Genomic DNA, 15,600 nt, shown 5'->3' with positions numbered 1-15,600 from the left:
TTAGGGGAGTCGGCAGGGCGTCGACTCTAAGCGCACCGAGGGGGCAAATACTGATCCAGCTCATGTTCTGCGCAATTAATTAGCCATCACGGCACGTCCAGCCGATAAGGCGCGACGATCCGCTGGTACTCGCCATTGTGCTTGAGCTGCTCAAGCGCACGGTTAAGCTCGACACGCAGCGCCGTGTCGGTATTGCGCAGCGCAATCGCAACACCATTGCCCAACAGCTCAGCACAAACGGCGGGGCCCAGGAAGTCGAAGTCCTGGCCGGCAGCCGTGTCGAGCAGGGCCTCGCGAATTTCCACAGTGCCCTGCAGGGTCGCATCGATATCGCCTGCCACCAGGCTGCGGACCAGTTCGTCGTTGAGCCAGAAACTCTTGATAATCACGCCTTTGCGCGCCCATTGCGAACGAACAAAGGCTTCTCGATTACTGCCCAGCAATACGCCCACTCGCTTGCCCTTGAGCGACCTTGGTAGCGGCATCAGGCCCGAGGTTCGACGTGCGACCAGGCGTGTGGTGAAGGGGTAGAGGTTGTCGGTGAAACTGACCCAGCGCCGGCGTAGTGGTGTAGGGGCAATACCCATGATTGCATCGAATTGCCGCGCTTCAAGACGTTCGAAGTCTTCGACCAGCACCTGGTCGACCCAAGTACAGCGCACATTCAACTGCTGGCAAAGGGCGTTGCCCAACTCGATATTCAAGCCGACCAACTGCCCTTGCGGGTTGCGGCTCTGGAAGGGCGGAAATTGCGCGGCAACGGCGAAGCGGATTTCGCGTCGCGGTTGATCAAGGCCTGCAACGGCATCCACCGCCAGCAACAGGGCAAACGCTACACAGAGGTGTATCAGGGCCACAGGAAACGTCCTTTTCCGGAAAGAGCGCCCTCCGCTGCGCCCTGTGGAAAAACCAGGGGGGCAGCGGAAGCTGTGCAAGCTTTCAAGAAACGGTCGCGGGCCTACAAGACGAAATAGCGACTGGCGTTGTAGGCAACATCCCGCAAATATTACAGCGGGTTAATCTTAACGTTTACCCATGGAACGGCGAGTACCCGGTGGCGCCATGCCTGGGGTCTTGGTGTGACCGTTCTTGGCGCCGTTCTTGTACCAGGGCTGGGCGGCATTCTTGGCCCCGGCCAGCTCACCCGGCTTGAAGGGGAATTTGAACGCCGGGATCTCGGCTTTTTCAACGCCTTCGGCGCTGGCCGGATCGACGAGGTCGGCCGCTTCAACAGGGGTTTGTGTCGGGGAAGTCATGGAAGCTCCGGAGCGTGCAAGAAATGACGCGGGGCCGGCTTGCGGGCCACGCTGGCGCGCAGTATACCTGCCCGCCTCGGATCTTTAACCACCACCTGTACGAATGGTCTGCCTTTACTGACAGCGCCGTCAGTTAGCAGTCACCTTGCTGACCGGGTTGGCAGGCTATAAAGGCCTCACACACTTCCAATCCTTTGCCCTGGCGCCTCACCCCATGCACATTCAACGCAAAACCGCCCTGATCGTGGGTGTCCTCGTAGTGTTGGCCGTTGCAGCCTGGGCCTTGACCCGTCCAGCCAAAGCCAAACTGGCGGCGCCCACGGCGATTCCGGTGCGGGTGGTGAGCGTGGCGCAGCAGGATGTTCCGCGTTTTGTCAGCGGGATCGGTTCGGTGCTGTCACTGCACAGTGTGGTGATTCGTCCGCAAGTGGACGGCATCCTCACTAAATTGCTGGTCAAGGAAGGCCAACGGGTCAAGGCCGGCGACCTGCTGGCGACCATCGATGACCGCTCGATCCGCGCCAGCCTCGACCAGGCCAGGGCGCAACTGGGCGAAAGCCAGGCGCAGTTGCAGGTGGCGCTGGTCAACCTCAAGCGCTACAAGGCATTGAGCGTCGACGACGGCGTGTCCAAGCAGACCTATGACCAGCAGCAAGCCCTGGTCAACCAGCTCAAGGCCACCGCCCAGGGCAACCAGGCCGCCATCGATTCGGCGCAAGTGCAACTTTCCTACACCCAGATTCGCTCACCGGTCAGCGGCCGCGTGGGTATTCGCACCGTGGATGAAGGCAACTTCCTGCGCACAGCCGATACCCAGGGCCTGTTTTCCGTGACCCAGATCGACCCGATTGCCGTCGAGTTTTCCCTGCCGCAACAGATGCTGCCCACCCTGCAAGGCCTGATCGCAGCACCCACCCAGGCCAGTGTCGACGCCTACCTGGGCGCCGATACCGACGGCCAGACCGGCGACTTGCTCGGCGAAGGCCACTTGAGCCTGATCGACAACCAGATCAGCTCCACCACCGGCACCCTGCGCGCCAAGGCCGAATTCAACAACGCCTCACAACGCCTGTGGCCGGGGCAACTGGTGACCATCAAGATCCAGACCGCCCTCGACAAAAACGCGCTGGTGGTGCCGCCGACCGTGGTGCAGCGCGGCCTGGATTCGCACTTCGTGTACCGGGTCAACGGTGACAAGGTCGAGGTGGTGCCGGTGCAGGTGACGTACCAGGACAGCGACCTCAACATCATCAAGGGCGTGCAGGCCGGGGATGTGCTGGTCAGTGACGGCCAGTCGCGGCTCAAGGCCGGGGCGCAGGTGGAGGTGCTCAAGGAACCGCCGCAGGTCATCCAGACCGTCGATGCCAAGGTGCGGCCATGAGCCGTTCGCCATCAGCCTGGTGCGTCGACCACCCGGTCGCCACCCTGCTGCTGACCTTCGCCCTGGTGCTGCTTGGGCTGATTGCCTTCCCGCGCCTGGCCATCGCCCCACTGCCGGAAGCGGAGTTTCCGACGATCCAGGTCACCGCCACCCTGCCCGGCGCCAGCCCGGACACCATGGCCTCGTCCGTGGCCACGCCTTTGGAGGTGCAGTTCAGCGCCATTCCCGGCATGACCCAGATGACCTCCAGCAGTGCCTTGGGCTCCAGCCTGCTGACCCTGCAGTTCACCCTGAACAAGAGCATCGACACCGCCGCCCAGGAAGTGCAGGCCGCGATCAACACCGCGTCCGGCAAGCTGCCCAGCGATATGCCGAGCCTGCCGACCTGGAAAAAGGTCAACCCGGCGGACAGCCCGGTACTGATCCTCAGCGTCAGTTCCAACAGCGTGCCCAGCACCGAACTGAGCGACTACGTGGAAACCCTGCTGGCCCGGCAGATCAGCCAGATCGACGGCGTTGGCCAGATCAACATCACCGGCCAGCAACGCCCGGCGATCCGCGTGCAAGCGTCCCCGGACAAACTCGCCGCCATCGGCCTGACCCTCGCCGATATCCGCCTGGCCATCCAGCAATCGAGCCTCAACCTGGCCAAGGGCGCGATCTACGGCCAGAACAGCGTGTCGACCTTGTCGACCAACGACCAGTTGTTCCACCCGGAGGACTACGCGCAATTGATCGTGTCCTACAAGGACGGCGCACCGGTACAACTGCGCGATATCGCCAAGGTCATCAACGGTTCGGAAAACGCCTACGTGCAGGCCTGGTCCGGCGACACGCCCGGGGTCAACCTGGTGATCTCGCGCCAACCCGGCGCGAACATCGTCGAGACCGTCGACCGTATTCAAGCCGAGCTGCCGCGCCTGCAAGCCATGCTGCCGGCGTCGGTGCAGGTCAGCGTGTTGACCGACCGCACCAAGACCATCCGCGCCTCCCTGCACGAAGTGGAAGTGACCCTGCTGATTGCCATCCTGCTGGTGGTGGCGGTGATGGCGCTGTTCTTGCGCCAATTATCGGCGACGATGATTGTGTCCAGTGTGCTCGGCGTGTCGCTGGTCGCCAGTTTTGCGCTGATGTACCTGATGGGCTTCAGCCTGAACAACCTCACGCTGGTGGCAATCGTGATTGCCGTGGGCTTTGTGGTGGACGATGCGATCGTGGTGGTGGAGAACATTCACCGTCATCTGGAGGCGGGCCTCGACAAGCGCGAAGCGGCGATCAAGGGCGCCGGTGAAATCGGCTTTACCGTGGTGTCCATCAGCTTCTCGCTGGTGGCGGCATTCATTCCGCTGCTGTTCATGGGCGGCGTGGTCGGGCGGCTGTTCAAGGAATTCGCGCTGACAGCCACCTCGACCATCCTGATTTCGGTGGTGGTATCGCTAACCCTGGCGCCGACACTCGCAGCGCTGTTCATGCGAGCGCCCACCCATCACGCCCACGACAAACCAGGTTTCAGCGAGCGTCTGTTGGCCGGCTACGCACGCAACCTGCGCCGCGCCCTGGCCCATCAACGCAGTATGGCGGCGATCTTCGTGGTGACCCTGGCCCTGGCCGTGGTCGGCTATGTGTTTATCCCCAAGGGCTTCTTCCCGGTGCAGGACACCGGCTTTGTACTCGGCACCAGCGAAGCGGCGGCCGACGTGTCGTACCCGGACATGGTCGCCAAGCACAAGGCCCTGGCCGAGATCGTCAAGGCCGACCCGGCGGTGCAAGCGTTTTCGCACTCGGTAGGCGTGACCGGCAGCAACCAGACCATCGCCAACGGCCGTTTCTGGATCGCCTTGAAAGACCGGGGTGATCGCGATGTGTCCGCCAGCCAGTTCATCGACCGCATTCGGCCGAAACTCGCCAAGGTGCCGGGCATCGTGCTGTATCTGCGTGCCGGCCAGGACATCAACTTGAGTTCCGGCCCCAGCCGCGCCCAGTACCAGTACGTGCTCAAGAGCAATGACGGCCCGACGCTGAATACCTGGACCCAGCGCCTCACCGAAAAACTGCGCGCCAACCCGGCCTTTCGCGACCTGTCCAACGACCTGCAACTGGGCGGCAGCATCACCCACATCAGCATCGACCGCCAGGCCGCCGCACGCTTCGGCCTGACCGCCACCGATGTGGATCAGGCGCTGTACGATGCTTTCGGCCAACGCCAGATCAACGAGTTCCAGACCGAGATCAACCAGTACCAAGTGGTGCTGGAACTGGACACCCAGCAACGCGGCAAGGCCGAAAGCCTCAACTACTTTTACCTGCGCTCGCCGCTGACCAATGAGATGGTGCCGCTGTCGGCGCTGGCCAAGGTTGACCCGCCCACAGTGGGGCCGCTTTCGATCAGCCACGACGGCATGTTCCCGGCCGCCAACCTGTCATTCAACCTGGCGCCGGGGGTGGCCTTGGGCGATGCAGTGATCATGCTCAACCAGGCCAAGAATGAAATCGGCATGCCGACCACCATCATCGGTAACTTCCAGGGTGCGGCCCAGGCATTCCAGAGTTCGTTGGCCAGCCAGCCGTGGCTGATCCTGGCGGCACTGGTGGCGGTCTACATTATTCTCGGCGTGCTGTACGAGAGTTTCGTGCACCCGTTGACGATCATCTCCACCCTCCCGTCAGCGGGGTTGGGCGCGCTGATCATGCTGTCACTGATGGGGCAGGACTTTTCGATCATGGCCTTGATCGGCCTGGTGCTGTTGATCGGCATCGTGAAGAAGAACGGCATCCTGATGATCGACTTTGCCCTGGAGGCTCAGCGTGTCAGGGGCCTGTCGCCGGAAGATGCGATCTATGAAGCCTGCGTTACACGGTTCCGGCCGATCATCATGACCACCCTCGCCGCCCTGCTCGGCGCGGTGCCGCTGATGCTTGGCGCCGGCCCCGGTGCGGAGATGCGCCAGCCGCTGGGGATCGCGGTGGTCGGCGGCTTGCTGGTGAGCCAGGCGCTGACGCTGTTCACCACGCCGGTCATATACTTGTACCTCGAGAAGTTTTTCCACCGGCCCAAACCAACGCCTGCGCTGGCGAGCACACACTGAGGCCCGGCCCTGGAGCAAAAGACTCATGCGTGTCCTGATTATTGAAGATGAAGAAAAAACCGCGGACTACCTGCATCGCGGTCTGACCGAGCAAGGCTATACGGTCGATGTCGCCCGCGAAGGTGTCGAAGGCCTGCACCTGGCGCTGGAGAACGACTACGCGGTGATCGTGCTCGACGTGATGCTGCCCGGCCTCGACGGCTTCGGCGTGTTGCGTGCGCTGCGTGCGCGCAAGCAGACACCGGTGATCATGTTGACCGCCCGTGAGCGCGTGGAAGACCGTATTCGCGGCCTGCGCGAAGGCGCCGACGATTACCTGGGCAAGCCGTTTTCGTTCCTGGAACTGGTGGCGCGCCTGCAAGCCCTGACCCGCCGCAGTGGCGGGCACGAGCCGGTGCAAGTCACGGTCGCCGACCTGTGGATCGACCTGATCAGCCGCAAGGCCAGCCGCAACGGCCAGCGTCTGGACCTGACTGCGAAGGAGTTCTCGCTGCTCAGCGTATTGGCACGGCGCCAGGGCGAAATCCTCTCCAAGACAGCGATTGCAGAAATGGTCTGGGACATCAATTTCGACAGCGATGCCAATGTGGTGGAAGTCGCGATCAAGCGCCTGCGCGCCAAGCTCGACGGGCCGTTCGACACCAAGCTGCTGCACACTATCCGCGGCATGGGCTATGTGTTGGAGAGTCGCAGTGTCGGCTAACTCGATTGCCTTGCGCCTGAGCAGCATGTTCACCCTGGTGGCGGCACTGATCTTCCTGTTGATTGGCGGCGCGCTCTATCAACAGGTGGACCGCAGCCTTGGCCTGCTGCCGGGCGCCGAACTGGAGGCGCGCTACAGCGTGCTCGAATCGTCGGTGAATCGCTTCGGTACACCGGACCATTGGGTAAAGATACAGGCCAAGCTCAAGTTGCTGAGCGAGGAAGACAAACGCATCCGCTTCTGGGTCGTGAGCAGCGACCCGAACTACGAGTACGGCAACCCAGATGCGCAGATCCGCGCCTTCGCCGAAGGACGCACAGGTAAGCGCGACTTGCGCCTGGCCGGCGACAAACACCCGTTCAAGGTACTGGTGAGCCAGTTCCCGGCCAAGGATCAACGCCCGCCGCTGCGCTTCATGATCGCCATCGACACCGAGAACTTCCGCGCCACCCAGCATCACCTGCTGGTGGCGTTGATCAGCCTGGCTCTGGTAGGCGTGGTGCTGGCATCGTTGCTGGGGTTCTGGGTGGCGCGCATCGGCCTCAAACCGCTGGGCAAACTCTCGGACGAAGCGCAGAAACTCGCGCCGCCGAAGCTCTCCGGGCGCCTGCAGCTGTCGCCGTTGCCCCCCGAGTTGAGCCAGTTCGTCAATTCGTTCAACTCCACCCTCGACCGCGTCGAGCAAGCCTATTCGCGCCTGGAGTCGTTCAACGCCGATGTGGCCCATGAACTGCGCTCGCCGCTGACCAACCTGATCGGCCAGACCCAGGTGGCGCTGACCCGAGGGCGCTCGGCCGAGCATTATTTCGAGGTACTGCAATCGAACCTCGAAGAGCTGGAGCGCCTGCGTTCGATCATCAACGACATGCTGTTCCTCGCCAGCGCCGACCAGGGCAGCAAAGCCACCAAGCTGATCGAAAGCTCCCTGGCCGACGAAGTGGCCACGACCCTGGACTACCTGGACTTCATCCTCGAAGACGCCCAGGTCCAGGTGCAGGTCCACGGTGACGCCCTGGTGCAGATCGAGAAGGCCCACCTGCGCCGCGCGCTGATCAACCTGCTGAGCAATGCGGTGCAGCACACCACGCCCGGACAGGTCATCGCAGTGAACATCGAGGTGCAGGCGCATCAGGTCTCTATCGGTGTGACCAACCCCGGCGATGCGATTGCCAGCGAGCACCTGCCGCGCCTGTTCGAACGCTTCTATCGGGTAGACGCGTCACGCAGCAACAGCGGTGCGAATCACGGGCTGGGGCTGGCGATCGTCAAGGCGATTGCGTTGATGCATGGCGGTGATGTGTTTGTGCGCAGTGACAGCGGTGGGAATACCTTTGGCCTTACCCTGCCGGTCTAGCACCTGACTGTTGCGATTTGGGCAACAGTCATTATCTTGTTACACTCTGTACCGCACCGCTCGCCTGCGTTAATTTGACGCATCGATGAGCGCGACGGCAAAGACAGCTTTCCCGCTTACCCGAATTTCCCTCGACTTATTTCCAGGGCTCTACACTGGGAATCTGTCTTAAAGCCGCTGACCTTCAGCGGCTTTTTTTTGCCGTCAAAAAAGGCCAGGCACCCCCAACGACACTGGCTGTTTCCGATTGACCAAAGGAGCTCCACCGGTGAAGAACTCGCTGACGTTCACCCCGTTATTCCTCGCAGTAGCCGCAACGATTACCTCCCTTGCCCACGCGGCAGACACCACCCCCGCCGACGGTTTCGTCGAAGGCGCCCACCTCAACATCAACACCCGCAACTACTACATGAACCGCGACCGGCGCGACATCCACACCGATGACAGCAAGGAGTGGGGCCAGGGTTTCATCGGCATCTTCGAATCCGGCTACACCCAAGGCACCGTCGGCTTCGGCCTGGATGCCCATGCCATGCTCGGCCTCAAGCTCGACGGCGGTGGCGGCACCGATGGTTCCAGCATCCTTCCGTATGGCGGTGGCAACGGCAAGGCACCCGGCTCGTTCTCCACGGCAGGCGGCACCTTGAAAATGCGCGCATTCGATACCGAGCTGAAGGCCGGCGACCTGTTCCTCAATAACCCGGTGATCGCTGGCGGCGCGACACGCATGCTGCCGCAGACCTTCCGTGGCGTGAGCGTGACCAACCACAGTCTCGACGGCTGGATGTTCGAAGGCGGCCAGGCCAGTTTCACCAAGCTCTACAACCAGAGCGGCCATCGCCGCATCGGCACCAGCTACGGCGCGCTGCCCAACACGGCGGACAGCCAGCACATGAACTGGGCCGGCGTATCGTTCAGCGGCATCGACGGGCTGACCAGCAACCTCTACGCGTCGGAACTCAAGGACGTGTGGAACCAGTACTACTACGACCTGGACTACACCTACGCGCTGAATGACCTGGTCAGCCTCAACCCAGGCCTGCACTACTACCACACCCAGGACACCGGCCAGTCGCTGCTCGGCAGCATCGACAACAACACCTACAGCCTGCATTTCACCGTGGGCGTGGGCAACCACAGCGTCACCGCCACCTACCAGCGGGTCAACGGCAACACGCCGTTCGACTACATCGCCCAAGGTGACAGCGTCTACCTGGACAACTCCCAGCAGTACTCCGACTTCAACGGCCCCAACGAACGCTCGTGGAAGCTCAAGTACGCCTACGACTTTGCCGGCCTCGGCCTGCCCGGCCTGACCTCGGCGGTGTCCTACATCAGCGGCAAGACCGACCTGACCAAGGTCGACCCGCAAAGCCGTGGCTACAGCGCCTGGTACAGAGCCGATGGCAAGGACGCCAAGCACTGGGAACGCGACATCGACGTGAAATACGTGGTGCAGGGCGGCAAGGCCAAGGACCTGGCGGTGCGCCTGCAATGGGCGACCAACCGCGGTGGCAATGGCTACGCGGCGGTGGATCGGGATGTGGACGAGTACCGCGTGATCGTCGACTATCCGATCAACGTGTTCTGAGGGGTGATTTTTTCTTTTTAACCAAGTATTTAATTTTCATCGGGTAGAACTAAACTGCCAGCATCCTCACCGCTGAAGTCTGCCCGATGAGTCCACGCCCTGTTCGTACCTCACCCGCACACCCTGAGTTGTTACTGATCCTGGGCAGCGGGCTCAGCGTCGCCCTGATTGTGATCATTGTCGCGGTGCTGTTGATGCGCGAACACGCCAGCACGCTCGAAGCGGCCAAGCGGTCTACCACCAACATCGCCCAATTGATCAATGCCGACGTGCTGCGTAACGTCGAACTGTATGACATGGCGCTCAACGGTCTGATTGCGGCCACGCAACGCGAAGACCTGTCCCAGGTTGCCGCCAATATCCAGCACCTGGTGCAGTTTGATTTGTCCACGGCGGCGCCTTTCAAAGGCGAGGTCCTGCTGCTGGACACCACCGGTACGGTTATCGCCGACTCCTCCACGCTGCGGCCCACGCCGCGTAATTTTGCCAGCCGCGATTATTTCCAGGTGCATGCCAAGGACGCCAACGCCGGCTTGTTTATCAGTCGGCCGTTCAAGGTCCGTTGCGACTGCGACCAGGTCTGGCGCATGGCATTCAGTCGACGTGTGTCGGGCCCCAAGGGAGAGTTTGCCGGCGTGGCGGTTGCGACCATGCGCCTGGCGTATTTCGATCAGCTCTTCAACACCCTGACCATCGGCAACGGCAGCAGCGTCAACCTGCTGAGCAGGAATGGCATTCTCCTGGCCCAGCAGCCGCTGCTCGAACGCGACATGATCGACAAGGACCTCAGTGACCGGCCCAACTTCAAGCGAATACTGCGTGACGGAAGCGGCAGCTTTCAGGCGATCTCTGCCATCAGTGGCAATGAGCGCCTGTATACCTTTACCAATGTCGGTGAACTGCCTCTGATCGTGGTCGTGGCGCTGTCCAGCGAGGACGTATTCGCGCCCTGGAGTCGCGTGGCACTGCTGACCAGTAGTGCCACAGGAGTGCTCTGTGCCGGTTTGTTGTGGCTGACCTGGATGCTACGCCGGGAACTGCGACGGCGGCGGCGCGCTGAACGGGTACTGTCAGAACTGGCAGCCACCGATGCGTTGACGGGCCTGGCCAACCGCCGCGTGCTGGACGAACGCCTGCGCCTGGAGTGGGACCGCGCCCAACGCTCGACCGAGCCGCTCACGGTGCTGATGATCGATGTGGACCACTTCAAGGCGTTCAACGATCGTCATGGTCATCATGGCGGCGATGAGGCACTACGTAACGTGGCCCAAGTGATCGGTACCAACATCCGCCGCCCGGCCGACTTGGCGGCACGCTATGGCGGTGAAGAGTTTGCGGTGGTGCTGCCGGTGACCGACGCCAAGGGTGCCTCGGTGATCGCCGAGCATATCCGCAGCGGTGTCGAGCACTTGCCGCGAGTGGAGGGTGATGAGCAGCCGATTACGGTGAGTATTGGCATGAGTACGTGGGACAAGCGCAGTCGCCAGTCGCTGGAGGCGTTGCTGCTGAGTGCGGACCAAGCGCTGTATGAGGCCAAGCACAGCGGCAGAAACCGCATTGTCGATTCCGCAACCCTCTAAATAATAAACCCGACCTAATGTGGGAGGGGGCTTGCCCCCGATGGCGGTGCATCAGTGACAAATGCCTGGCCTGACCCGCTGCAATCGGGGGCAAGCCCCCTCCCACCCCTGAACCGAGGCAGAGTCAGAAAAAGTGCGCATAAAAAAAGGCCACCCGAAGGCAGCCTTTCAAAACTAAAGAAAGAGAGTTGTTACTTACACCGCCGCAACGGGACGCATGTAAGAGATCGGTGCGGTGCTGGCATCTTCGAAGGTCACGACTTCCCAAGCGTCTGTCTGCTCAATCAACTTGCGCAGCAGCTGGTTGTTAAGGGCGTGGCCCGACTTGAAGCCTTTGAACTCACCTATCAGGCTATTGCCCAGCAGGTAGAGGTCACCGATTGCATCGAGGATCTTGTGCTTCACGAATTCGTCTTCGTAGCGAAGGCCGTCTTCGTTCAGTACACCATCCGCGTCGACCACAATGGCGTTTTCAACGCTACCGCCGAGTGCGAGGTTGTGCTTGCGCAGGTACTCGATGTCACTCATGAAACCAAAGGTACGGGCGCGGCTGACTTCTTTTACGAACGAAGTACTGGAAAAATCCACGCTTGCACTTTGGGTGCGGTCACGGAATACCGGGTGATCGAAATCGATCTCAAAGCTCACTTTAAAGCCTTCGAACGGGACGAAGGTGGCGCGCTTGTCGCCGTCTTCTACTGTCACTTCCCGCAGAATGCGAATGAACTTCTTAGCTGCGTCCTGTTCTTCCAGGCCGGCAGATTGAATCAAGAATACGAAGGGTCCAGCGCTGCCATCCATGATCGGGACTTCGGACGCGGAGAGCTCGACGTAGGCGTTATCGATGCCCAGGCCAGCCATGGCCGAGAGCAAGTGCTCCACCGTGTCCACTTTGACGTCACCGTTGACCAATGTGGTCGACATGGTGGTTTCGCCAACGTTTTCCGCGCGAGCAGGAATCTGCACCACAGGGTCCAGGTCGGCACGCACAAACACGATGCCGGTGTCGACAGGTGCAGGCTTGAGGGTCAGGTATACCTTCTCCCCGGAGTGCAGACCTACACCTGTGGCACGAATAATATTCTTCAGGGTGCGTTGTTTAATCATGGCTTGGACCGCTTCAGCGCAAATTGCGAACTGGTATCAACAAAGGCTGGCGATAATAGCAGACCAGACCTTTGCTGAACACCAATCACCTTCATAGCCCTGATACATTCCATTAATCGGCCTGACGACGCAGGAATGCCGGGATGTCCAGGTAGTCCAGGTCATCTTGCGGATTCGGGCTACGGGACGCCGCAGCACCGGCCTGAGCCTGGTTGCGCATCACGGTCGGACGGTCCAGATCACGGTAGTTCACCGACGGCAGTTCCTGGCGCGAAGGCGCTGGAGCGGCAGCCGCTTGGCTGGCGTGGCTGGTTTGGCTGTTGTGCAGGGTGTTGTCGATGACCTTCACAGGCTTCTCGATTTTCGCGCCCAGGCCGGTCGCAACCACGGTCACGTGCAGCTCGTCGCGCATGTCCGGATCGATAACGGTACCGACCTTGACCATGGCGTGCTCGGAAGCGAAGGCTTCGATGATGCTACCCACGTCGGAGTACTCACCCAGGGACAGGTCAGGACCGGCGGTGATGTTCACCAGGATGCCGCGTGCGCCTTGCAGGTTCACGTCTTCCAGCAACGGGTTGCGGATGGCCGCTTCAGTGGCTTCACGTGCACGGTTCGGACCGCTGGCGCAGCCAGTGCCCATCATCGCCATGCCCATTTCGCTCATCACGGTACGGACGTCGGCAAAGTCGACGTTGATCATGCCTGGGCGCTTGATGATGTCGGAGATACCGCGAACGGCACCGGCCAGTACATCGTCAGCCTTGGCGAAAGCGGACAGCAGGCTTGCGTCCTTGCCCAGGATGGTCAGCAGCTTCTCGTTGGGGATGGTGATCAACGAGTCGACGCTTTCAGACAGCAGACGGATGCCTTCGTCGGCGATCTGCATGCGCTTGCGACCTTCGAACGGGAACGGACGGGTCACCACAGCGACCGTCAGAATGCCCATTTCCTTGGCCACTTCGGCAATGATCGGCGCAGCACCGGTACCGGTACCGCCGCCCATGCCGGTGGTGATGAACACCATGTTGGTGCCTTGCAGCACTTCAGCGATACGCTCGCGGTCTTCCAGCGCGGCTTGACGGCCGACTTCCGGGTTGGCGCCAGCGCCGAGGCCCTTGGTCACCGCAGTGCCCAATTGCAGGATGGTCCGCGCGCCGATGCTTTTCAGCGCCTGGGCATCAGTGTTGGCGCAAATGAATTCAACGCCTTCAATGTTGCTCTTGACCATATGGTTGACAGCGTTGCCGCCGCCACCGCCGACACCGATCACTTTGATGACCGGGCTTGCGGGGATGTTGTCTACGAGTTCGAACATGTTCCCTCTCCTTTCATTTCTCTAGTTTTTTCGCCTACTGCTTACAACGGTGTTGCGGTGTCGCGGTAAATCGTTAGAAGTTGCCCTTGACCCATGCCTGCAACCGCTCGAACAACGGCGCCTTGGCCTCGTCGTCGCTGCGGTAGCTGTCACGGTTACTCGGGCCCGACAGGGAAATGCCGTCGGTCTGCTTTTGCAGCCCGTACAACAGCAAGCCCACGCCGGTGGAATAAATCGGGTTGCGTACCACGTCGCCCAGCCCCTTCACGCCATGGGGCACGCCCAGGCGGACCGGCATGTGGAAGATCTCCTCGGCCAGCTCGACCGCGCCTTCCATTTTCGAGGTACCACCGGTCAGCACGATGCCGGCCGGGATCAAATCTTCGTAGCCGCTGCGGCGCAGTTCAGCCTGGATCAGGGTGAACAGCTCGTCGTAGCGTGGCTCGACCACTTCGGCCAGGGCCTGGCGCGACAGTTCGCGCGGTGGACGATCGCCCACGCTCGGCACCTTGATGGTCTCGCCGGCACCGGCCAGCTTGGCCAGGGCGCAGGCGTAGCGGATCTTGATTTCTTCGGCGTACTGGGTCGGTGTACGCAACGCCATGGCGATGTCGTTGGTCACCTGGTCACCGGCAATCGGGATCACGGCGGTGTGACGGATCGCACCCTCGGTGAAGATCGCGATGTCGGTGGTGCCGCCGCCGATATCCACCAGGCACACGCCCAGCTCTTTCTCGTCGTCGGTCAGTACCGAGTAGGCCGAGGCCAACTGCTCGAGAATGATGTCGTCGATTTCCAGGCCGCAGCGGCGCACGCATTTTTCAATGTTCTGTGCGGCGTTGACGGCGCAGGTCACCACGTGGACCTTGGCTTCCAGGCGCACGCCCGACATGCCCAGGGGCTCGCGCACGCCTTCCTGGTTGTCGATCACGTAGTCCTGCGGCAGGGTGTGCAGCACGCGCTGGTCAGCCGGGATCGCCACAGCCTGGGCAGCGTCGAGCACGCGCTCGAGGTCGGCCGAGCTGACTTCGCGGTCGCGGATCGCCACGATGCCGTGGGAGTTCAGGCTGCGGATATGGTTACCCGCCACGCCGACGAACGCCGAGTGGATCCGGCAACCGGCCATCAGCTGCGCTTCTTCGATGGCGCGCTGGATCGATTGCACGGTGGACTCGATGTTCACCACCACGCCCTTCTTCAGGCCCCGGGACGGATGCGTGCCAATACCGACGATTTCGATCGTGCCGTCTTCCCCGACCTCGCCCACCAGCGCCACCACCTTGGAGGTGCCGATATCGAGACCGACGATCATTTTGCCGCTTTGCACGTTTGCCATGGGTCCTGCCTCTTCTTAATTCTTCGCGACAGCGGGTTGCGCTGCCGTGGGCGCAGCCGGTTCACGCCAGCCGACGGCAAGGCCGTTGGCGTAACGCAGGTCGACGCTCGCAATGTTCGTAATCTGTTCTTTCAAGGTCTTGTCATAGATGGCAATGAAGCGGCGCATCTTTTCCACCAAGCGGTCGCGTCCCAGCAACAACTGGATGCCCGGGCCGGAACTGCCTGCCCCGGTCGTCAAAAACCAGCTGCCCCGTTCACGCAGTTCCAGGCGTGCAATGGAGAAGCCCAGTGGCCGCAGCATCTGGCTCAAGGCCTGGTACTGCTGCATCACTTGCTGCTGCGCCCGCTGCGGCCCGAAGAGCTGCGGCAGGTGCTCGTAGTTGGCCAGCTCACGCGGGGTGAACGCCTGGCCCTGGTTGTTCAACAGCGCTTCGTCACCCCAACGGGCCACGGGCAGTTGCTCTTCCAGGCGGATCGTCACCTGGTCCGGCCATACGCGGCGGACTTCGGCGTGGGCGATCCACGGCATCTGTTCCAGCTCCGAGCGCATGCCGGCCAGGTCGATGGTAAAGAAGCTCGCCGCCAGGTACGGGCCGATTCGCTGCTGTACCGCTTGCTGGCTGATGTAGCTCAAGTCGCCCTGCACGCTGATCTTGGTGATCGGCCGGTCGGCATACGGCAACAGACGCTGCGCGCCCTCGTAGGTTCCGAAGCCCAAGACCACCAGCAACACCGGCCAGTACAACGCCTTGAGGAAACCAAAGTTGGCTTTCGGCAGGCGCGCCGACATCGGCTCTTTAGCCACCATTCGGCTGGCACCCCGTGGCACCGGCTTGCGGCTCGGTGCTTGTGGGGGCTGATGACGAAGCGATGCGCCTTTCATGTC

Annotated in this window: 12 protein-coding genes; 6 read left to right on the top strand and 6 right to left on the bottom strand. The window is 61.7% G+C overall.

Translation table 11 applies throughout. The annotated features are described in order from the left end of the window. Positions 1 to 86 precede the first annotated feature (86 nt). Positions 87 to 857 carry a transporter substrate-binding domain-containing protein gene (locus tag M2497_RS05930; RefSeq protein WP_248486275.1) on the bottom strand — a complete coding sequence of 257 codons (771 nt, stop codon included), beginning with the start codon at positions 855 to 857 and terminating at the stop codon, positions 87 to 89. A gap of 165 nt (positions 858 to 1,022) precedes the next feature. Further along, on the bottom strand, positions 1,023 to 1,256 hold the full coding sequence (locus tag M2497_RS05925) for a hypothetical protein (protein ID WP_248486273.1): 234 nt from the start codon (positions 1,254 to 1,256) through the stop codon (positions 1,023 to 1,025). A gap of 214 nt (positions 1,257 to 1,470) precedes the next feature. Between M2497_RS05925 and M2497_RS05920 the strand changes: the two genes are divergently transcribed. The 6 genes from M2497_RS05920 (at position 1,471) to M2497_RS05895 (ending at position 10,951) form a co-directional block, all read left to right on the top strand. Continuing rightward, complete coding sequence (locus tag M2497_RS05920) at positions 1,471 to 2,637, top strand: efflux RND transporter periplasmic adaptor subunit (protein WP_248486271.1); 1,167 nt, start codon at positions 1,471 to 1,473, stop codon at positions 2,635 to 2,637. Beyond that, entirely contained in the window at positions 2,634 to 5,723 is a 3,090-nt protein-coding gene (locus tag M2497_RS05915) for a multidrug efflux RND transporter permease subunit (RefSeq protein ID WP_248486269.1), read from the top strand. Before M2497_RS05920 ends, M2497_RS05915 begins: the two co-directional genes overlap by 4 nt. A gap of 25 nt (positions 5,724 to 5,748) precedes the next feature. Beyond that, complete coding sequence (locus M2497_RS05910; protein WP_179028607.1) at positions 5,749 to 6,426, top strand: heavy metal response regulator transcription factor; 678 nt, start codon at positions 5,749 to 5,751, stop codon at positions 6,424 to 6,426. Next, complete coding sequence (locus M2497_RS05905; RefSeq protein ID WP_248486267.1) at positions 6,416 to 7,780, top strand: heavy metal sensor histidine kinase; 1,365 nt, start codon at positions 6,416 to 6,418, stop codon at positions 7,778 to 7,780. Before M2497_RS05910 ends, M2497_RS05905 begins: the two co-directional genes overlap by 11 nt. 268 nt (positions 7,781 to 8,048) lie before the next feature. Next, positions 8,049 to 9,371 (top strand): OprD family porin, encoded by a 1,323-nt coding sequence (locus tag M2497_RS05900; protein ID WP_248486265.1) that lies wholly within the window; start codon positions 8,049 to 8,051, stop codon positions 9,369 to 9,371. A gap of 86 nt (positions 9,372 to 9,457) precedes the next feature. Beyond that, positions 9,458 to 10,951: a GGDEF domain-containing protein gene (locus M2497_RS05895; protein ID WP_248486263.1), complete on the top strand. Its 1,494-nt coding sequence runs from the start codon at positions 9,458 to 9,460 to the stop codon at positions 10,949 to 10,951. Positions 10,952 to 11,146: 195 nt separating this feature from the next. On the opposite strand, the gene lpxC is transcribed toward M2497_RS05895, so the two are convergent. The 4 genes from lpxC to M2497_RS05875 form a co-directional block, all read right to left on the bottom strand. Continuing rightward, on the bottom strand, positions 11,147 to 12,058 hold the full coding sequence (gene lpxC / locus M2497_RS05890; RefSeq protein ID WP_003171886.1) for a UDP-3-O-acyl-N-acetylglucosamine deacetylase: 912 nt from the start codon (positions 12,056 to 12,058) through the stop codon (positions 11,147 to 11,149). 112 nt (positions 12,059 to 12,170) lie between these two features. Next, positions 12,171 to 13,376, bottom strand: a complete 1,206-nt coding sequence (gene ftsZ, locus M2497_RS05885; protein WP_248486261.1) for a cell division protein FtsZ — start codon at positions 13,374 to 13,376, stop codon at positions 12,171 to 12,173. A gap of 73 nt (positions 13,377 to 13,449) precedes the next feature. Then, entirely contained in the window at positions 13,450 to 14,712 is a 1,263-nt protein-coding gene (gene ftsA / locus M2497_RS05880; protein WP_025855584.1) for a cell division protein FtsA, read from the bottom strand. A gap of 15 nt (positions 14,713 to 14,727) precedes the next feature. Further along, positions 14,728 to 15,597: a cell division protein FtsQ/DivIB gene (locus M2497_RS05875; RefSeq protein WP_058422950.1), complete on the bottom strand. Its 870-nt coding sequence runs from the start codon at positions 15,595 to 15,597 to the stop codon at positions 14,728 to 14,730. Positions 15,598 to 15,600 lie beyond the last annotated feature (3 nt).

Origin of the sequence: Pseudomonas sp. CYM-20-01 (genome assembly GCF_023169845.1) — a bacterium.
GTDB classification, from domain to species: Bacteria; Pseudomonadota; Gammaproteobacteria; order Pseudomonadales; family Pseudomonadaceae; genus Aquipseudomonas; species Aquipseudomonas azotoformans.
This window is presented reverse-complemented; position numbering and strand designations above follow the sequence as displayed.